Source organism: Hahella sp. NBU794, from assembly GCF_050749805.1.
In the GTDB taxonomy this organism is placed as follows: domain Bacteria; phylum Pseudomonadota; class Gammaproteobacteria; order Pseudomonadales; family Oleiphilaceae; genus Hahella.
Genome location: NZ_CP192738.1, coordinates 4,567,942 through 4,586,571, shown reverse-complemented (window position 1 = coordinate 4,586,571; position 18,630 = coordinate 4,567,942). Strand labels below are relative to the sequence as shown.

The window sequence follows — 18,630 nt, the reverse complement described above, 5'->3', positions numbered from 1 at the left end:
CACCTCGAATCGATCGATCTTCTTACCTGTTCTTAATATTTTGTCTTCTTTTTCGTTTGTTGAGCGATTGCGTTTGCGTTTTTAGCGAAAGTGCGTCGCGCCCAGTGCCCAAGGCCTGTCTGAGGGAGTGAAAAGGAGTGGGATAGCGGCGAAATCCAGTTGTACTTTTATTAATCATTGTCAATGTAATAAAAAATCTTGGAATTAGGCATGCAAGCTTGTATTAATGCGAGATACAATTTACAAATCTTAACAAAGCTGGCTTGCATATGAGTGTTACAAAAAGAATCGAAAGACTACTACTGGATCGGGGAGTGCATCCTCGGAAAATTAAACGGGAAATCTCCGTCGCCTGTAACGTGCGTTACGAAACCGTACGCCAATGGTTTAACGGAGATATTTATCAGGTGGGAGCGGATTACCTGATTACCATAGCTGACAAATGGGATGGCAACTTCGAGTGGTTGCGTACAGGCGATGGCCCTATGTATCGCGTGCGTATGGAAGAAGACGGTCCTGTCTATCAACTGCCGCCTGAGAAGCAGGCCTGGTTGGATCTCTACGATCGCACAACCGAGTTTGAGCGCACGTTGTTGGTGTCGGAATTGGATCGTATTCGTCACGCTTTCCGCAAGCCCTCCGGGCCAAGCGTCAAAAGAGGACATAACGGCGCTGCTGTAAGGATTCAGGAAAGCCCCGTCGCATCCTGACGGGCCTTTTTGTCGTCTAAGTCGCATATGCGCGGTTTGCAGCTGTAGCGAAGTGGTGCGGCTTTGAATTATTCTGCTGAGTCTCAGGAAATGTTGGAGACAAGGCGGCGGCGGGATTGAGCCGCGTCAGAGTGGAATTGACGACAAAGAGGGAAGCGCATGGCGACTATTGTTATTTTAGGCGCGGGCCTGGGCGGAATGCCCATGGCGTTTGAGTTAAGGGAAACGTTGAGTAAAGACCACCGCATTGTGGTGGTGAGTGATAAAGATTATTTTCATTTCGTGCCGTCCAATCCATGGGTGGCCATCGGATGGCGGGAGCCGGAAGCGATCAAAATTCCGCTGCAGTCCCCCTTATCCGGCAAAGGTGTAGAGTTGGTGGTTGGCGCAGCGCAAAAAGTCGATCCAGCCGCCAGCCGCATAGAGCTTAAAAATGGAGACAGCATCTCCTATGATCATCTGATCATTGCGACAGGTCCTCGTCTTGCGTTTGACGAAATTCCTGGACTGGGTCCAGAAGGCTACACCCAATCTATTTGCCATATTGATCATGCGATAAAAGCCAACCAGAAGTGGCGCGAGTTCGTCGAAGATCCTGGTCCTATCGTCGTTGGCGCGGTGCAGGGCGCTTCCTGTTTTGGGCCGGCCTATGAATTCGCATTCATTATGGATCGTGACCTGCGTAAACGGCGTATTCGCGACAAAGTGCCCATGACCTTCGTCACTTCCGAGCCTTATATCGGTCATCTCGGTTTAGGTGGTGTCGGTGACAGCAAAGGCATGTTGGAGTCGCAATTGCGACAAAGACACATCGATTGGGTCTGCAACGCCAAGGTTGAGTCTGTCGATGATAAACTCATGACTGTCATGGAAGTGGATGAGAAAGGCGAGGACAAACAACGCCGTGAACTGCCCTTTAAATATTCCATGATGCTGCCCGCTTTTACTGGTATTGATGCCTTGAAAGGTGTCGAAGGTCTGGTGAATCCCCGGGGCTTTGTTGTGATCGATAAACATCAGCGTAACCCCACTTATCCCAATGTATGGGGGATTGGCGTGGCGGTTGCGATTGCGCCAAAGGAAAAAACACCTGTTCCGACTGGAGTTCCCAAAACCGGTTATATGATTGAAAGTATGGCGACGGCGGTGGCGAAAAATATTCAGGCGACGCTTAACGGCGTGCCCCCCAAAGCGGAGGCGACCTGGAATGCGGTGTGTCTGGCGGATATGGGGGACACCGGTATCGCCTTCGTGGCGATTCCGCAGCTGCCGCCACGTAACGTGAACTGGATGCGTGAAGGCAAGTGGGTGCATGTCGCCAAGGTGGCGTTCGAGAAGTACTTTCTTCTTAAGCTACGTAAAGGCTCTACAGAACCGCTCTTTGAGCGCTACATATTAAAAGCTTTCGGTATTGAAAGGCTGAAGTTCCCTTCTTAACAACCTTCTCAACCTCCGCTAATCATACTTTTCTAACGCGTCATCCTAAGTGGGCGGACGCGTATCTCCCTATCGCTGTGACGGAAAACTACTCCAGAAAGCGCTTATATTTCCTGCAATTACGTCCACACATAGGGGAGTTCCATGCTTAGAAGGTTTGCCGCTGCTTTGATTGGCGTTTTGAGCGCCGCCAGTGTTTATGCCGACAACCCGGATCATCCGTTGTTGAGTCGTTACCCTGGCGCCACAGTAAGAACCTATCTGCAGATTGATTATGCGCCGTTCACGATTCCCGCCAGCAAACTCAGCGGTGAGGATAAGCCTTACGAATATGAAAAGTTAAGTCTGACCGGCGATTTGACCCAACATTTCTATAACCTCGAAAACGTCTCCACACTAAAAGTTTATAAAAACTACCAGGCTGCCCTGGAAAAAGGCGGTTTCAAATCTGTTTACCTGTGTGAGTTGGAGCAGTGCGGCTCGGAATATCAAGTTGCTGAGTTGGGCGCTTTGGTGTCGTCGAATGACAGCGTCTACAACTACTACCGCAAACCTTACTACATGGTTTACGAGAAGGGGGCGGAAAAAGGTAAAGTCACGGTGGCGCTGTTCATTGGCGGCTATGAAGACGAGGTCGCTGTACAGCAGGTTATCGTTGAAGAAGAGCCGTTGCAGAACGATCTTGTCGTCATGGATGTCGATTATCTCGGGGCGCAGCCGCCTGCGACGGTAACGAAGGCGAATGACCCGGACGCGACGAAGGAAGATCATCCGCTGCTGCCACGCTATCCCGGTGCGGATTTGCGGCAACGCAAAGTGGTGGATTATGAGCGCATCAGCATTCCGGTTTCCGCACTGAGCGGAGACGGCAAGCCCTATCAGTATGAATCCTTGGATTTAGTGGGGGATTTGTCCAGGCACTATTACGAACTGGAAAATGTCTCCACGTTAAAGCTGTACGAAAACTATAGAGCGGCGCTGGCGAAAGGCGGCTTTACCACTATCTATTCCTGTGAGCTGCAGCAGTGTGGCGATGAATATGAGTCGGCTCACCTTGGTGGGCTGATATCGCTTACAGAATCCGTCTACAACTATTACCGTAATCCATACTTTATGGTGGCTTCTAAAGACGCGGCAAAAGGCAAGGTGTATGTCGCCTTGTTTATTGGCGGTTATGAGGATGAAACGGCAGTGCAGCAGATCATTCTGGAGTCAGAGGCGCTGGAGGATGATCTGATCACGGTGGATGTGGACAGTCTGAGTCGCGATATCGACGAGACCGGAAAAGCGCTTTTATACGGCGTGTTATTTGATACGGACAAAGCGGTCGTCAAAGACGAATCCAAGCCTACTTTGGACGCGATCGCCGGCTTGCTGAAAAAACGCCCGGATCTGTTGCTCTATGTGACAGGTCATACGGATGACACGGGGGCGTTTCAGCACAATATTGAGCTGTCCTCGGCGCGTGCGAAGGCGGTTGTTGAACGTCTGATAAAAGACTACGGTATTGCGCAAGCGCGCTTGATCCCTTACGGAGTGGGTCCGGTGGCGCCGGAAGCGGACAATCTTTCTGACGCTGGAAAGAAACGCAATCGTCGCGTTGAGCTGATTAGGCGGCTCCAGTAGCGAACGTATAGCGTTGCGTTATCTAAAAGATAAAAAGAGGCCTTGAGTGGCCTCTTTTTATTTGTGTTGCTTATCGCATTAAGTCGTTGATGCTGACGCTGCTGCGGTGTGGTCAATGCGTCAAGTGTTGGCGGACGTAGCTTTCGAACTCATTACAGCCGCCGATGTGTTCTTTATCGATAAATATTTGCGGCACAGTCTGGACCGGCTTACCGACTGTTTTCTCCAGGTCAGCCTTGCTGATGCCTTCCTCATGAATGTCTATGTAGCGGAAATCGAAATCTTGTCGCTGATCTTTTAGTTGCTCTGCAATTTGCTTGGCTCTAACGCAATAAGGGCACCCTGACCGACCGAAAATCACCGTATACATGACTGATACCTCCGTAGGAGCGTGTAAAACAATGCGACCTAGATTATACGTGGCGAAGAAAGGAGGAAAATTGATAGTTAATAACGTTTTGATTGATTTTTGTTATTGGCGTGCGTCGAAACTGTGTCTACAGATCACAAGAATCCCGGGCGTCAGCCGCCCGGGAGATTGCTGGCGTTACTGACGCCAGATGCGGATGCGGCCATTGTCCTCGTTGACCGCCAGGCTCCATGAACCGCCCGCCACTTGGTTGGGAGAGCTGAAGTTAGAGTCAATGGCGAACAACAATTTTCCATTACTACCGCTTGTGGTCCCCACCAATCCGCTGAATCCATCATGGAATTGCACACCGGAGTAAGCTTTCACGCCAGCGGATTTGCGTAGTTGAATCAGATTGCGGATGAAGTCGCGCATTCCCCAGTCATACATATGCGGCCAATACACAACCGGCGTGCCGGGGCTGGAAAGAATGTAGGCGTAAGCCATTTTGCGTTTCCAGTCCGGCAGCGCCCAGTGATGCTGGCCGCCGAGAGGGCCGGGTGAATAGCCGGTGTCGTGATTGTCGACGAATGTTACCGCGACCTCGCGCCATTGGGCGCTGGGGTTGCCGTTGAGCCCGTATCTCCAATCGGAAATGGAGCCGTTCTGCATGCGCTCTTTCAGGGCGAAGTCGAAGACGGAACAATCGGAGTTGTCAGTGAAATCTTTCAGAATTTCCTGCCAACTGGCGCTGTGTCGCCAATCCCAGGAAGGAAATTCGCTGGGACCTTTCCATAACTCGCCAACGCAATAGCCGCTGTCCAGAGAGGCGCTCATCCAGGAATTGATGCGCTCCGGCGCGTAGCCTCGGACGAAGTCGAAGCGGAATCCGCCGGCGCTGTAATTAGTCTTCAGGTTGACCAGCTCATTCTTAAACAGGTTGTATACATCCGGGTGGGCGGTGCTGAAATCTGAGCCGCCGTCCATGAACGGGTCGCCATCGTCACAGGAACTGCAGTCGGAACGATAGTAACCTTGCCCGGAGGGAAAATTGAGAGAGTCATTGCTGTGGCCGCGGTCATGGTGATTGGGCACGATGTCGTAAATGACCTTTACGCCTTTGTTTTTCAGGGCGGACGCGGCCTGCTTCAATTGGCCGTCGTTCCCGTAGCGGCTGTTTTTATTCATATCGGCCCAAAAGTAGCCTTCGCCGCCGAAGCGTGTATCGCTGGACGCTTGCCAGGAAGAGTTGTCTCTCCAGGGAACCGGCATCCAGATGGCGGTGAAGCCGTCGTCGCTGATTTGCTGGGCCTTACTTTGCAGGGTGTTGTACCAATTGTTTTCCGCAGTGCGTACGACGTTCCAGTGGAAGCCCTGCAGGATGATTTCGTCGCCGCCGTGAAAGCGGACGCCGGCGCCGCTTTTGCCAGAGGTGTCGGCGCTTGCGGCGGTTGCGGAAATGCCTAATACGGCGGCCGCCGCACAGGCGGCTGCGTGTCGGATGACGAGAGAAATTCGGGTTGGGCGATGAACTTTCAACATAATGAATGAGCTCCGGTATTGTATTTTTTCTGAAGTCCATATTGGTGCATCCGTGCGCCAAGCTCGTGGAATTGGCGGCGGCCGTCATAGCCGCTTCGGATGTACGTTACCCTTTGATCATAACCAAGGCGAGCCTGGGACGCTTCCATGCAAATGGGGGATTTACGGGGGGATTTTCAGCGTTTAGGTCCGCCGGCCTACCCCTGTTCGCCAAGGCCGGCGACCCGGCCCTGCGATAAGTCGAGGGAAACCCGTCGAGCTTCCACCCGGCTGGAAATTCCCAGTTTCTGGTACACGTGTTTGATGTGGCTGCGAACGGTGCTTGGCGCTACATACAGACGCTCGGCGATGCGTTCATTGCTGCTGCCTTCGCCAATCAGGCGCAGCACTTCCCACTCTTTTGGGGTAAGCGCCAACGCTCTGGCTTGTTCTGGCATATTGCGCGTTTTCTTCTGCGGCCTATGCTGGCGTTTGGATAGCTCTAACACCCGTTGCAGGTGTCGGCGTTCGGCGCTGGACAAGCGTGAGTCCTCCATCATTGCGCCATAGAACTCCAGCAGCCACTCTGGCGCTTGTAACAAGCTGGCGATCGCGCGCATCGGTTCCGCCAGCTGCAATGCGCGCAGCAGGGCGTTGCTGGCCTCGTTCTCATTTCCCAGGCGCAGACAGGCCCAGGTTGCGAGAATCTGGTTTTCCATCTCACAGAGGCGCAGGCCAAATTGGTGAGCCTGAGCGGTCAGTGGTTGCAGTATCTGCAGCGCTTCCCTGGATTTGTCCAGGCTGAGCAGCGCAAAGGCGAGGTTGCGCGCGCGGCGTTGCTGAAAATGACTTGGCGCTGGACTGGGAGCCGGTTCGGCGTCTAACCATTCGTTAATGGCGGATAGATTGCGCTGCTGTCGCCAGTAGCGAAGTTGAATGGATGCGGACAGGGCGCGCCAGTCCGAGTGGCAACGGTGTTCGCGCATTAGCAGTGTATTTTTGCGTAGATAAATTTCCGCCGCGCCAGCTTCGCCCTGCTGCAACGCGATACTGGCTTTCAATGCGTTGAGAGGGATGGCGCAGTGGGGCTCAAGGTGCTCCACGATGCGCAATCCGGCGTCACAATGCTGGGCGGCCTCATGGTATTGCAGCCATTCGATGAGCAGATCGGCCCGTTGTCGATGAATAAACTCCATGACCGGTGTTTGCGCAAGATGGTGCTCCCGCGCCAGTTGCAAAACGATGGTCTGCTGTTGGTGACATCCCAGCAGATCTCCCTGATGGCGTAGAACATCCGCCTGCTGACCAAGCGTCCAAAGCAGTCCGTGCATGGAGTCTGCGGCGCGTGCGGAAGCTTCCGCCTGAATAAATGCGTCCCGCGCCTGATTCAGTTCCCCTCGACACACATGAGTTTCACCTAGAACGGACAGGGCGATGGCCGCTGCGTTGGAGGCGCTGGAGCTGATCGCCAAGGCCTGTTGCGCATGATTGTGCGCCGCTTCTATGTCTTCAACCGTGGCGTATAACTGGGCCTTGAGTGCGCTGATTTCGGCGCTGACCCGTCGCCACTGGGTCTCCTCTTGCCGGTCCGGCAAACGTTGCTCCGCTTGATTTAGCGCTTCCTCCAGCGATCCGGGATCGGCCTGGGTCAGGCATACCCAGGCTCGCAACAGCGCGAGTCTGTTATCGTTCGCGATGGCGGCTTCGGGAAGGGCGTCCAGACACTGTTCAATGAGGCTCAGCCGTCCCTGCTCAAACAGCGCCCAGCCATGGACAGACAACGTCTCTGCGATCAGCGCCGGATCGTCCACCTGTAATAGATGCGTTAGCGCTTCCGCTATTTGGGCTTTCTGCAACCACCATTCGTATGCTCTTTTATGCAAGTCGACGATAGCCTGTGGAGACGCCTGAAGCTGTAGCTGATGACGCAGAAACTCCGCGAAAAAGGGATGGTAGCTGTACCAGGTGCGATATTCGTCCAGCGGGGCGATGAACATGCCGCCTTTCTCCAGATCCTGCAGCATGCCGAAACTTTCTTTCTGTTCAGTCAGCGCTTGCGCCAGCTCGGAATTGAAACGCTCCAGCACGCTGGTTTTTAGCAAAAACGCCTGACGTTCCGGCGATTGTTTGCTGAGCACTTCCTCTGCGAGAAAGTCCAATACATGTGCGTGGGCGCCGTTAAAACGTCTCAGGTAATCGTTAAATGAATCCTTTGGGGGCGCCGACAACGCAATGATCTGCAGTCCCGCCGCCCAGCCTTTCAGGCGCTGCAACGTCTCCTGCAATGCTTGTGGGTCGTCGATTCGAAGATCATTTTTTTCATGAAGAAATTGCCGGGCTTCCTCCAATGTAAAGCCAAGCTCATCGGCCCCGATTTCGTGCAGCATGCCGCGCACCCGCCAATTCGCTAAACCTAGCGGCGGCTCAGATCGCGTCAAAATAAACAGACGTAGCGCGGGAGGCTGATGCTGAATTAGAAACCGCAGCGCCTCATGGATTTGCTCGTTATGCACGCGATGGTAGTCATCCAGCACCAGAATCAGTTGTTGATCCAGGGCGCTTAATTCGTTGCACAGCTTTCCGGTGAGCCAGATCAGATCATAGTCGGATAGCGCCTCTTCTGCGCGTGACAATGGACCCTGAAGCTCCGCCGCATGATGAGACAGCGCCGCTGTCAGATAGCGCCCAAACAGAGTGGCGTCGTTATCCAGCTCATCCAGGCTGAGCCAGGCAACCCGTCCTGGCTGACGGCGGCGCCAATGAGACATCAAAGTGGTTTTTCCGAATCCAGCTGGCGCGCGTACGATACATAAGGGCTTACTGGCGGCGTCAAGCAGAGCGGCTTCCAGGCGTGGGCGGCTCAGAACATGAGGGCTGGTTTGCGGCGGTGAAATCTTGCTGGGAATCAGCGGTCTTGCTTCAGGTGCGTCGCTCGTAGTCATAAAGGTGCTCCGCCGGCGGCCTCTCGCTGACCGTCACGGCTGTTTATTTTTGTTATGGGCCGCTTTGTTTGTTATGTGCAATGGGCATGTTGGCGGCGTTATTACAATGAATGTTATGGGGGTAGAAAATACGGGTAAACAGCCGCTCAAGGGGGGAGGTGGGGATGAGTGGGGGAGTAGTCGATATTTTCTTTGGGCGTAGAAAGGGGCGTACTCCGCTGAGGCGAGTCTGGCGCGCCCTGGAGCCAACGCGAGGACGCGCCGGGGCCATATTAAATTACTAACAATATTGCCTGTTTCGTTTTACACTTGAATGAATAACAGATTATTAAAAGGATCGAGTGGTATGGGAGTTGAATTTCCTTCCGTATACCCGAGGGGACAAGTCGCTTCGGGCTATGAATCTGATCCGCGATTTATTGACCTGCGTGCATTTTTGTGTGACGCCGAACGCTGTGAGGACTTGCTTAATTACAATCAATGTCACGGTTTTTTGTTCGGATTAGCCTGTTGCCCTGTTGAAATAGACGAGCAGGACTGGCTACCCGTCGCATTGGGAGAATGCTATCAGGAGGAGCTGTGCCAAAGTGACTCGACGGTGATCGAGGACATGAAGGCGCTGTATCAGGAAATTCGCGGACAAATAGAAACCGGCGCGCCGACGCTGCCTTCAGACTGTCTGTTCAGTTGGGATACCGAGGAACGCCGCAGTTTCGAAAACTGGTGCGAGGGCGTTATTCTGGCGGATGAGTGGCTGGCGCCAAATTGGGTGCGCGCTCTAGAGATGCTGGCGCAACGCGATCCCGGCGGTTACGAGAAAATGTCGCGGGATTTGGATGACACTATTTCGATTCTGAAAGTCTTTCAGGATGTGGATGCCGCACTGGAGATTCTGGAGCGTGAAGGCGCATCTCAACAGGATGATTTTCGCGAGGAGTTACGCGGCGCTCATGAGGATCTGAATGGGTATCTGATGCGATACGCAAAAGCGGGGCGGGGCCTGTCCGTTTACTTCCAGCATCACGATCCGCTGGTGCGGGAAGAACCCAAAGTCGGCCGTAATGATCCTTGTCCTTGCGGGAGCGGTAAAAAGTTCAAGAAGTGTTGTCTGTAAGTTTATGTTTGGCCGCCGGTGATCCCGGCGGTAGGCGAACGGACTCAGGGCAAATACATTTCAAAGACGCCGCCATTCAGTGCACCGCCGTTGCGCAGTGAAATCTTGCCTGTTTTTCCTTTTTGCATGTGCAGCTGCGCTATACGGTGGGCGAAATACAGTCCCAGATTAGTGCTTCCTGACTCGAAATCCACTTCTGTCGATAGCTGTTCTGGAATCTCCACCATCTTGGCGGGAAAACCCTGACCATCGTCTTCGATCGTGATGTAAAGACCGTCTTCCTCTGTTCTGGCGGACACTCTGATCTGGCTGCGGCTGTAACGAATCGCGTTGGCGAGAATGTTGTTCACTACGCCAGACACCAAGTCATTATCAAAATACCCTGTTAATCTCTCGTTGCAGTCTACCTCGCAACGCATGTTGCGAGCGGCGAAAAGAGGGTGGTAGCGCGCCACTTGCTCTTCCAGAAAGTCCAGTAGGAAGTGTTCATCGATGTCTGCGGTCAGCATGTCTGCATCCAGCTTGTAAAGGCTGAGCAACTGCACCAGATCGTTGTTGACCCGCGCGGCCTCGTACTGCAGCGTCGCCATGCGTTGAGCAATGGGCAGGTCCAGTTCCGCGATTTCGTGATTCACTTCGTCCAGCGAGTGCAGCAACATGCTCAGAGAGTTCTTCATATCGTGAACGCTGGCCGCCATGATAAAGCTGAAGTCCAGTTTGTTTTTCTGTGTCACGGTGCATTAACCTCGTTGAATTTGCTGGTATCGCTGCAACAAGTGTTGATAGCGCTTGTACTGTCTGTGCTGCGGCGTCAGTCGTTGCAGCCGACTCAGACACTGCTGCGCGAGTCCCTGATATTCTGCGTTCAGTTTGGACTGAGAGGCGGATTTGATCAGTGTTTGCAGCAGGTTTAGATTCAGGCCGACGTGAGCCGGTGTTATCGCCATCGCTTCCTTGAATACGGCCACCCCATCCGACAAGGCGCCTTCCTCGTATAGCTGGATGCCTTTTCTGTTGAGTTCCCGAGCTTTGATTCGTTGTTTCAGGCTGACGGGTTCGTCGCGCAACTCTTCGATTCTGTCTTGAAGCTTCTCATTATCCGGATACTTGGCGGCAAGCTCGGTCAGCAGCTGTTCGGCTTCTTTCTCCTGGTTTAGCGCATACAACGTTTGCGCCATTTCCAGTGTCAGGTCCGGATTGTCCTTGGCGGCTTCGTCAAAGTAGGTTTGCGCCTGCTTCAGCGCCTTAGCGCCTTCTTGGGCTTTGCCTTGGCCGGACCAGACCCTGGCCTCAACCATGTGGCTTTTCAGCTGTGTCGCTGGATCGTCTTTATATTTTCTGCGGATGCGTTCTAGCGCTGCGTTGGCTTCTGAGGCCAGCTTTTGGCCTTGTGATGAGGTGTCGCCCTCCGACAGGTCAGACAGGCAGCGGGTGAAATCCAAATACAAATCTGGTGATTCGTGGCAGGAATACTCGCTCAACTTGTTGGTCTGTCGGTACGCTTTGGAGGCGGTTTCCAGGTCATGCAACGAGCGACTGATCTCAGCCAGCTCTTTTTGACGCAGCAGGGCGCGGGGGGAAATTTCCACCGCTTGTTGTAGCGTCCCTTGGGCTTTTTTACCGTGGCCGATATGACGTTGTGCTTTGGCCAGCCAGTCATAGGCCTCCACCAACAAGGGCTGCTCTTCGATCAGCTCCTCGAATTTAACCGCCGCCTCTTGCGCATTGCCTTCCGCCAGCAGCACTTTGCCAAGTCCCAGGCGGGCCCAGTCCAAGCGGCGTTTTTGCAGGATGTCTTCATAAATCTGCTTGGAGTGCACCAGATCGCCACTGAGATAGTACAGGTTCGCCAGGGTTTTTACGGTCCAGGAGCGGTATTTAGTGTTGGCCTTGAGATGTTGATTGCATAGGGTAATCGCCTTGGAGTAATCCTCTAGATCAATCGCGCGATTGATATCTGCTGTGGCTTCTTTTTGCTCCATTAGCTTATCAAGGCGGTTTTGCAGTATGGATTGAGTGATGGGCTTGGTGATGTAACCATCAGGCTGGCACTCCAGTGCGCCAAACACCATATCTTTGGCGGCTTCAGCGCTGACCAGCAGGAAGATATCCGTATTTTTCAGCAGTTTGCGGAAGCGCAATTCTTCCAGTACTTGTTGTCCGTTCTTGTGCTCTCCCATGTTGTAGTCACAGAACACCACATCATAATGCTTGCGTAAAAACAGCTGCACCGCATCTTCACCGTTGCGGGCGCTGTCGATATCCTCCGCGCCAAGCCGACGCAGCATTTGTTTGAGTGAGAAGATGAAATTGTCAAAATCATCGACCAGCAGAAACTTTTTCTTTTGATAAGTCTTGAACAGCATTGCGCTATTTCCCGGCTATTGGCTCACTGAGATGAACTTGGGTTTTCCGTATTTAAGCAGGCGCACTGCGCAGCAGACATCTTTGATGAAAGCCCAGAAAAACAATCGGTGTAATGCTCTCTTTCTAAAGAATTACTTTAAGTAAGTGTAACGGATATTTATTTTCTTGCCTGAAACGAGGGCGGAGGCTTGTGCAATAGGCTCTTGAATGTTGGTGAGCTTGGCAAGGTCTGCAATGGTGGGTGAGGTCAGGGAAGGGGGGAGATAATAAGAGAGCGCTTAAGCGCCCCCTAATTCACGGTTGTTACCGATTCTGTTAACGACTCTTTTCGTTGATCAGGTTTCTTCCATGATGGCGATCAGTTCATTCAGAACCTGTCTGGCGGAATTCACCTCTTTTTGCATGGCTTCAAAGGCGGAATCCAGCGAGTTCAACTTCAGCCCTGTCAGAATGAATACGACGATCATCGCCCATAGCGCAATGCGCAGGCGGCCATTCTGCTTTTTCAGTTCTTCCAGTGGCTTCCAGTAGCGCTCGTTTTGCTGGGTTTCCAGCTCGCTGCGTAGAGAAGCGATGCGCTGCTCCACGTGATCTTCCATTTTCTGCTGACCCGGGCGCAACGGGACGACTTTACGTGGCGTGGCGGGTTGCTCGGTAGACATAGGAGTCTGGCCGATCGCCTCCGCCACGGTGTTAACGCTGGCTTCGGTGCGAGCCAGCTCCTGCTGCATATAAACATGTTCGACGAGCAGATATAAACGTTCGCGCTCAACCTGCTTGGTGATAACTCCCGCCGCGCCAAGGGCCTTGGCCTCTTCCTGGTATTTCATGGCGTTCTGGGAGGTATACATAATGACGGGAATCTGGTTGGTTTCCGGATTTTGCTTTAACGCTTTAAGTGTCTGGAAACCATCCATGCCCGGCATAAGATGATCGAGAAAGATCAGGTCCGGGCGTTCTGCGGGAACCAGTTTCAGGGCTTCTTCACCTGAGCTGGCCTGACGGGTTTTAACGTCCATGCTGTTAAGGACCTTGGCCAGCATAATTCGAGCTGTCGCTGAGTCGTCAACGATGAGAGCGGTTTTCTGAGCCATTTACTGTTCCTTAATCGCCTGTCTTTTCAGCAGGAGCAGACCTGCTATACGTCGGAAGAGAAAGCGTCTCCGACATTCGACGCCGTCCAATAATCTTAATAACTTTTAATATAGCAACAGCCGAATAATGAAGCTGTTATGCCAAATAATGACGCTTCTAACATAGATTGCAGATTATTCATTTGGCGTTAATTTTAGCAACCCTATTTTAGGCCTATGAAATATAGGCGTACTGGTCGATAAGTATAGGCTTTATGGTCTATTTTTATTGTTTTGGGTTTTATTCTGTTGCTGTCTAACCCTAAAGGATTATCCTAGGGGCAGTCGGCGACCCATTGCAGAGTCGTCGTATATAGTCAGGGACGCAAACCCGGAAAGCCATTGTGAGTATATGCATCGCTTTAACTGGTAAGCATAATTAGTTAATCTAACTGGATATTTCCTTCGGACTTGAAAATCACCATGCAGGTAAAGCTTAGAGTCGTTCAATGTCCGCCTGAGAGCGAGATGGCGGGCAAAGTCGTAACTGTTGAAGAAGAAGGGGCGACGATAGGTCGCGCGAATTCGAATACCTGGGTGTTGCCGGACCCCAACCGTTACGTATCATCCGTTCACGCGAAGATTCAATTTAACGGATCAGGCTTTGAAATTGTTGATCAAAGCACCAACGGCACCTTTCTTAACAACCTGAGCCAGGCTTTGGTAAAAGGGCAGCCAACCCCTATCAGCCAGGGCGACCAGATTTTGCTCGGACCGTTCGTATTATTGGTGGAAGGGGATAAGCCGCAGGATGACGGCGAATCAACGTCTATCACATCTGATATTGACGATATTCCAGGCGGCGCAGGCGCTGCTGCCTCCCCAGGCTTGGACGATTTGGACAAGTGGCTGACCGGCGTAGGGTCGGAGCCGGAACCCAAGCCTTCGATGGGTAGGCTTAAGGGCGAACTTATTGGCGGCGACACCGGATTAACAGGCGGGGACTCTTCTGTAGATCCTCTGGTCGCGATCGGCGGATCGCAAAAGTCTTCTTTATATGATGAAGGTCTGGGGTTGGGCGTGTCGGGAGACGAGCCTCCCGCGGACAATCTGCTGGGGGATTCTTTTGGGCTTGGCGGCGGCTCTGCTGAGAGTGGCCGCATGGAAATCCCCAATGTAATTCCTGAGGACTGGGATAAGTCCCTCATTCAGCCGCGCAAGCCGGAAACTCCGTCTACACCCAAGGCTCCGCCGCCCGTTGAATCCAAACCGAAGCCGCGCCGCGAACCGCCGCCAAAGTCCAACCCGGATTCGTTGTTGGATATCGTGAACACTCCCTCTGAACAATTGGCGGGAACGGATCAGCCGCACCAGCTTCCTAAAGAGATTGAGCCAATACAGGATTTGACCGGGGCGGGGATGAGCAAGTCCGATCCTTTGGAGTCCACCTCTCCATCCGAGTCCTCTTTATGGGGGCAACAGCCTCCACCTGTTGAGCCTTCCGTCAAGGAACCTTCTGGTGATGGCGGTTCGCTCACAGACATATTAAATGATGTGGCGCCGGCTGCTGAACCTAAGCCCATTGAAAAGCCGGTCGAACCGAAACCCGAGCCCGATTTGCCGATTGCAAACACGGGCGCGCAAGCGCCGGGTAAAGTCGTGCCGCCCAGACGGCAGGTCGAGCAGCGCCCGGTCAAACGAGAGACTCCTTCTGTAAAACAACCTTCTATGGAGACGCCTCGGGAGCCCGAGCGTCCAGCCGTTTCCACGCCGCCGATTCAGGTTTCTCCAGAGCAGGCCGCTGGATTGGCGCAGGCCCTGGGGCTGGCGCGCTTAACCGCAGAACAGCAAGCTAATCTGACGCCTGTTATCGCTGATATGGTTCGGGAAACGGTTGATGGTCTGATGAAGGCGCTGAGAGCCCGTCAAACTATCAAAAACGAGTTCCGTATGAATCTCACCATGATTCAGGCGGCTGAGAACAACCCGCTGAAATTCTCGGTGTCGGCGGAAGACGCACTCGACAACTTGTTTACCAAGTCCGGGCGCGCTTACATGTCGCCCATGGAGGCGACAAAAGAAGCCTTCGCCGATATTTCTGACCACCAGTTAGCGCTCTTTAATGGCATTCGTGCGGCTTACGACTATCTTATGAGTCAGTTTAACCCCGAAAAGCTGGAGCGTCGTTTTGAAAAACAGCGTGGCAAGTCGTTGTTTGGCGGCGCAGGTAAAAACTGGGAAGGGTACAAGGACTTCTTCGAAGAGATGAACGAAGACGCGGAAAAGACATTCAAGCGTCTATTCGGCGAGACCTTTGCGGAAAGTTATGAGCGCAGTTTCAATGAGTTGAAGGCAAACCGTCAGAAATGACGCTTGCACTTTAAAATTGATTACTGTACCTAGAAACCCCCTTGATAAGAGTGCGGCGTTTGGCTGCATTTTTTCTCATACTCAAGGGAAGCAGTTGCGGGACGACAGAAATTGTCCTGTAAAGCATTATAATTTATAAGATTTGCTTGAGCGTATCTGATAGTGCGCTCAGGCTGATTGCATAGTTTAGATGGCGCGAATCTATAAATATGGAGGACTTTTGTTCATGAGATGCCAGGCTTCTTTCAGAAATTGGGCTATGTTGTTGCTCTTGGCCTTGACGGTGGCCGGGTGTACGACTGTAGGCAAATGGACCGGACGGGAAACCACCGTCACTTTGAGGATTCACGGCGCCAACGACGTCAATCCGAACGAAGACGGTCGAGCTTCTCCCGTCATTCTGAATATATTCGAGCTGGAAAATGATCGTCAGTTCGATCAGGAAGAATTCATCGCCTTGTTCCAGAGCGCAAAAGAAGTATTGGGCCGCGATCTGGTGAAGACTTATAAATTGAAAGAGTTGACCCCAGGCGAGTTGAGAGAAGAGACCTTCACCTTCGATAAGCGCACTCACTATATCGGCGTCATGGCGGAATATATCCGTTACGACGACGCTTCCACCAAAGTGGTCTTCCAGATCGATCAGAACACCGGCAACAAACTGGATCTGTTCGTTGACCGCCTTGGCATGCGCATCAAGGATTAATCCGGGGCTATTCGATGTCATTTGAAAACCGCGTCGTATGGACGGAGGGCATGTTCCTTCGTCCTCAGCACTTCCAACAACAGGATCGTTACCATGAGTCGTTGTTGGAAGCCCGCTGCAAGCCTCTAAAGGCTTTTTTCTGGGGATTTTATGATCTGGAGATAGACACCCAAGTGCTGAAACTTGGAAAGTTCTCCATTAATCGCTGCCGAGGTATTTTCCCCGATGGAACGCCGTTCAACGTTCCAGACATAGATTCTGAGCTTGATATTCTGGACCCCGAGAAAGGGCTACAGAATCAAACCGTTTATCTGGGTATTCCTGTTAAACGGCCAGGTTCGCCTGACACGCATCTGGAAGAAGACAATCAGACGCTGGTGCGGTTTAACGCCCGTGAGCTGGAGACCTTCGATTCCACATCCGAGCATAGCGACAGCACCAAAATTCAGATTGGGCAACTGCGTTTTCGTATCCTGTTGGAGAGAGAGGATCGCAGTGGTTACGCTGTGCTGCCTATCGCACGCATACAGGATAAACGGGACGATGGAGAAATCGTTCTCGACTCCCAGTTTATCCCTCCCATGCTGGATGTCCGAGCGCATCCGCGCCTTGCCAATCTGTTGCAGGAAGTGGCGGGCAGCTTGAATTTACGTGCGGAAGCTTTGGCTGGACGCTTGAGAGACAGCGGCAGACAGGGCACTTCCGAGATCGCGGATTTCCTGATGCTGCAGATGATCAACCGAGTTGAGCCATGGTTGTTGCACTTGGCGCAAATTCGTCCTTTACATCCTGTAGACGTTTTCGGCGAATTAATGCAAATAGCCGGTGAACTGTCTACGTTCACCAGTGTGCAACGCAGACCTCCCGCGACCATGCCGGCGTATCATCATGACGAGTTGGAAAAATCCATCCCGCAGTTGATGCAGATTCTGAATCAGTACATGAATACGGTGAGTGAAACCTCCGCCGTGTCCCTGGATCTGGTTGAGCGTCGCTATGGTATTTATGTATCTCCGATTACGGACCGGTCTTTGGTGGAGAAGGCGACATACATACTGGCGGTCAAAGCGCAGATGAAGTCGGACCAGATTCGCAGTCGCTTCCCAAGCCAGGTGAAGATTGCGCCGGTCGAAAGTATTCGCGATTTGATTAATGCGGCGTTGCCTGGCATCGGGCTGCAAGCCTTGCCAGTGGCGCCGAGACAGATTCCATTCCATACCGGTTTCACCTACTTCCAGTTGGACCGCAATAGCGATTACTGGCGAGCCCTGGCGCAATCCAGCGGCTTTGCCGTACATATCGGTGCGGATTTCCCAGGTTTGGAAATGGAGTTTTGGGCAATCAGGGATTAATCGTTTTTTGCTTCGAGAGAGGCGTTTAGCCCTCGCCGCGTTTCATTGCGAGACGCGGCGTTTTAATATGAAGCGAATGGACGGCTTTGAGCGAGATTAGAAGTCATGAGCAACGATTCTGATAAAACATTTTTCGGTGGCGCCGGCGGCGGTGATCGTACAGTCATTGTACCCACACCCGGAGGGCGCTCTTCTGGCGGGCTGTCAACGCAGCCTCCGCCGACTGCTTTTGCGCCCCATCAGGCGCCAGCGCCTCCTACCGGCGCTATGGAAAGCGGGCAGGGCCTGGATGTAAAGCAGGGGTTAAACCCTCTTACCGCCAGCGCTTCGGAGCTGATCGCGTTACTGGGAGAGTTGCGTCAGACCGTTCAGGTGCAAAACCCCAATCAATTGCGCCAGCAGGTTATTCAGCAGATTCGCCGATTTGAGTCCGAAGCGCAGTCAAAGGGAGTCGCCTCTGACGTAGTGCTATCGGCTCGCTATGTTTTGTGCTCCGCGCTGGACGAGGCGATTATGAATACGCCTTGGGGAGCGGAAGTCGGCTGGTCGCGAGCGACTCTTCTCAGTACGTTCCATCGCGAGAACGTGGGTGGTGAGAAAGTATTCCTGATCTTGGACAAGATTCTGGCGACCCCAGCCAAGTATATCGACCTCATTGAGTTGATATACGTGTGCTTGAGCCTGGGCTTTGAAGGGAAATATAAGCTGGACCCCCGTGGCAGGGACTATCTGGAGACCATTCGCGATAACTTGGTGCGCACCATTCAAATGCAGCGCGGCGAGTTTGACGGAGACCTGTCTCCTCGCTGGCGGGGCTCTACTCCTGCGAAAAAGCGTATTTCGGAATACGTGCCGCTGTGGGTTGTTGCGTCCATTATGGCGGCGGCGCTGTTACTGAGTTATAGCGGCTTCCGTTATTGGCTGGGTACGGTGACCGACGCGCAGGCGCAGCAGCTCCAGGAACTGACGCAAAAGTATCAGTCTTAAGTTGATGAATTGATCGGACCGCTCCCCGAATCGGATATCCGGTCCTGTAGTTTGAACTCTCTTTTTCGGTTGCATG

14 protein-coding genes are annotated in these 18,630 nt (G+C 52.8%); 8 read left to right on the top strand and 6 right to left on the bottom strand.

Translation table 11 applies throughout. The features are described 5' to 3' along the window. The first annotated feature begins 269 nt into the window (after positions 1–269). The 3 genes from ACQYWX_RS19915 to ACQYWX_RS19905 all read left to right on the top strand — a co-directional run bounded on the left by ACQYWX_RS19915 (position 270) and on the right by ACQYWX_RS19905 (position 3,773). Positions 270–710 carry a hypothetical protein gene (locus ACQYWX_RS19915; protein ID WP_011398087.1) on the top strand — a complete coding sequence of 147 codons (441 nt, stop codon included), beginning with the start codon at positions 270–272 and terminating at the stop codon, positions 708–710. Positions 711–869: 159 nt separating this feature from the next. Next, entirely contained in the window at positions 870–2,147 is a 1,278-nt protein-coding gene (locus ACQYWX_RS19910) for an NAD(P)/FAD-dependent oxidoreductase (RefSeq protein ID WP_431686087.1), read from the top strand. 144 nt (positions 2,148–2,291) lie between these two features. Next, positions 2,292–3,773: an OmpA family protein gene (locus ACQYWX_RS19905; protein WP_431686086.1), complete on the top strand. Its 1,482-nt coding sequence runs from the start codon at positions 2,292–2,294 to the stop codon at positions 3,771–3,773. Positions 3,774–3,885: 112 nt separating this feature from the next. Here ACQYWX_RS19905 and ACQYWX_RS19900 read toward each other — a convergent pair whose 3' ends face one another. From ACQYWX_RS19900 to malT, 3 genes are all read right to left on the bottom strand, one after another. Continuing rightward, a complete protein-coding gene (locus ACQYWX_RS19900; protein WP_216739626.1) occupies positions 3,886–4,143 on the bottom strand; it encodes a GrxA family glutaredoxin in 258 nt (85 codons plus the stop codon). Between the two features lie 177 nt (positions 4,144–4,320). Continuing rightward, complete coding sequence (locus ACQYWX_RS19895; protein WP_216739625.1) at positions 4,321–5,664, bottom strand: glucan 1,4-alpha-maltotetraohydrolase domain-containing protein; 1,344 nt, start codon at positions 5,662–5,664, stop codon at positions 4,321–4,323. A gap of 197 nt (positions 5,665–5,861) precedes the next feature. Beyond that, positions 5,862–8,585 carry an HTH-type transcriptional regulator MalT gene (malT, locus tag ACQYWX_RS19890; protein WP_431686085.1) on the bottom strand — a complete coding sequence of 908 codons (2,724 nt, stop codon included), beginning with the start codon at positions 8,583–8,585 and terminating at the stop codon, positions 5,862–5,864. Between the two features lie 313 nt (positions 8,586–8,898). On the opposite strand from malT, the gene ACQYWX_RS19885 reads away from it, so the two are divergent. Beyond that, positions 8,899–9,699, top strand: a complete 801-nt coding sequence (locus tag ACQYWX_RS19885) for a UPF0149 family protein (protein WP_431686084.1) — start codon at positions 8,899–8,901, stop codon at positions 9,697–9,699. Positions 9,700–9,743: 44 nt separating this feature from the next. Here ACQYWX_RS19885 and ACQYWX_RS19880 read toward each other — a convergent pair whose 3' ends face one another. From ACQYWX_RS19880 to ACQYWX_RS19870, 3 genes are all read right to left on the bottom strand, one after another. After that, positions 9,744–10,433, bottom strand: a complete 690-nt coding sequence (locus ACQYWX_RS19880; RefSeq protein ID WP_431686083.1) for a sensor histidine kinase — start codon at positions 10,431–10,433, stop codon at positions 9,744–9,746. A 6-nt stretch (positions 10,434–10,439) separates the two neighbouring features. Then, complete coding sequence (locus ACQYWX_RS19875) at positions 10,440–12,065, bottom strand: tetratricopeptide repeat-containing response regulator (RefSeq protein ID WP_279502999.1); 1,626 nt, start codon at positions 12,063–12,065, stop codon at positions 10,440–10,442. A gap of 336 nt (positions 12,066–12,401) precedes the next feature. Then, complete coding sequence (locus ACQYWX_RS19870; protein WP_431686082.1) at positions 12,402–13,160, bottom strand: response regulator; 759 nt, start codon at positions 13,158–13,160, stop codon at positions 12,402–12,404. Between the two features lie 462 nt (positions 13,161–13,622). On the opposite strand from ACQYWX_RS19870, the gene tagH reads away from it, so the two are divergent. The 4 genes from tagH (at position 13,623) to icmH (ending at position 18,554) form a co-directional block, all read left to right on the top strand. After that, positions 13,623–15,509, top strand: coding sequence for a type VI secretion system-associated FHA domain protein TagH (gene tagH, locus ACQYWX_RS19865; protein ID WP_431686081.1), 1,887 nt, complete (start codon positions 13,623–13,625; stop codon positions 15,507–15,509). Positions 15,510–15,768: 259 nt separating this feature from the next. Then, on the top strand, positions 15,769–16,215 hold the full coding sequence (gene tssJ / locus ACQYWX_RS19860; protein WP_241566823.1) for a type VI secretion system lipoprotein TssJ: 447 nt from the start codon (positions 15,769–15,771) through the stop codon (positions 16,213–16,215). 14 nt (positions 16,216–16,229) lie between these two features. Further along, on the top strand, positions 16,230–17,567 hold the full coding sequence (tssK, locus tag ACQYWX_RS19855; RefSeq protein WP_431686080.1) for a type VI secretion system baseplate subunit TssK: 1,338 nt from the start codon (positions 16,230–16,232) through the stop codon (positions 17,565–17,567). A gap of 105 nt (positions 17,568–17,672) precedes the next feature. Further along, entirely contained in the window at positions 17,673–18,554 is an 882-nt protein-coding gene (gene icmH, locus ACQYWX_RS19850) for a type IVB secretion system protein IcmH/DotU (protein WP_431686079.1), read from the top strand. Positions 18,555–18,630 lie beyond the last annotated feature (76 nt).

Bases quoted from the DNA above. Each gene is read 5' to 3' on its own strand.
- ACQYWX_RS19910 (WP_431686087.1), top strand. From the start codon at position 870: ATGGCGACTATTGTTATTTTAGGCGCGGGCCTGGGCGGAATGCCCATG.
- icmH (WP_431686079.1), top strand. From the start codon at position 17,673: ATGAGCAACGATTCTGATAAAACATTTTTCGGTGGCGCCGGCGGCGGT.
- ACQYWX_RS19885 (WP_431686084.1), top strand. From the start codon at position 8,899: ATGAATAACAGATTATTAAAAGGATCGAGTGGTATGGGAGTTGAATTT.
- malT (WP_431686085.1), bottom strand. From the start codon at position 8,585: ATGACTACGAGCGACGCACCTGAAGCAAGACCGCTGATTCCCAGCAAG.
- tssJ (WP_241566823.1), top strand. From the start codon at position 15,769: ATGTTGTTGCTCTTGGCCTTGACGGTGGCCGGGTGTACGACTGTAGGC.
- ACQYWX_RS19905 (WP_431686086.1), top strand. From the start codon at position 2,292: ATGCTTAGAAGGTTTGCCGCTGCTTTGATTGGCGTTTTGAGCGCCGCC.
- ACQYWX_RS19915 (WP_011398087.1), top strand. From the start codon at position 270: ATGAGTGTTACAAAAAGAATCGAAAGACTACTACTGGATCGGGGAGTG.
- tagH (WP_431686081.1), top strand. From the start codon at position 13,623: ATGCAGGTAAAGCTTAGAGTCGTTCAATGTCCGCCTGAGAGCGAGATG.
- ACQYWX_RS19895 (WP_216739625.1), bottom strand. From the start codon at position 5,664: ATGTTGAAAGTTCATCGCCCAACCCGAATTTCTCTCGTCATCCGACAC.
- ACQYWX_RS19870 (WP_431686082.1), bottom strand. From the start codon at position 13,160: ATGGCTCAGAAAACCGCTCTCATCGTTGACGACTCAGCGACAGCTCGA.
- ACQYWX_RS19875 (WP_279502999.1), bottom strand. From the start codon at position 12,065: ATGCTGTTCAAGACTTATCAAAAGAAAAAGTTTCTGCTGGTCGATGAT.
- tssK (WP_431686080.1), top strand. From the start codon at position 16,230: ATGTCATTTGAAAACCGCGTCGTATGGACGGAGGGCATGTTCCTTCGT.
- ACQYWX_RS19900 (WP_216739626.1), bottom strand. From the start codon at position 4,143: ATGTATACGGTGATTTTCGGTCGGTCAGGGTGCCCTTATTGCGTTAGA.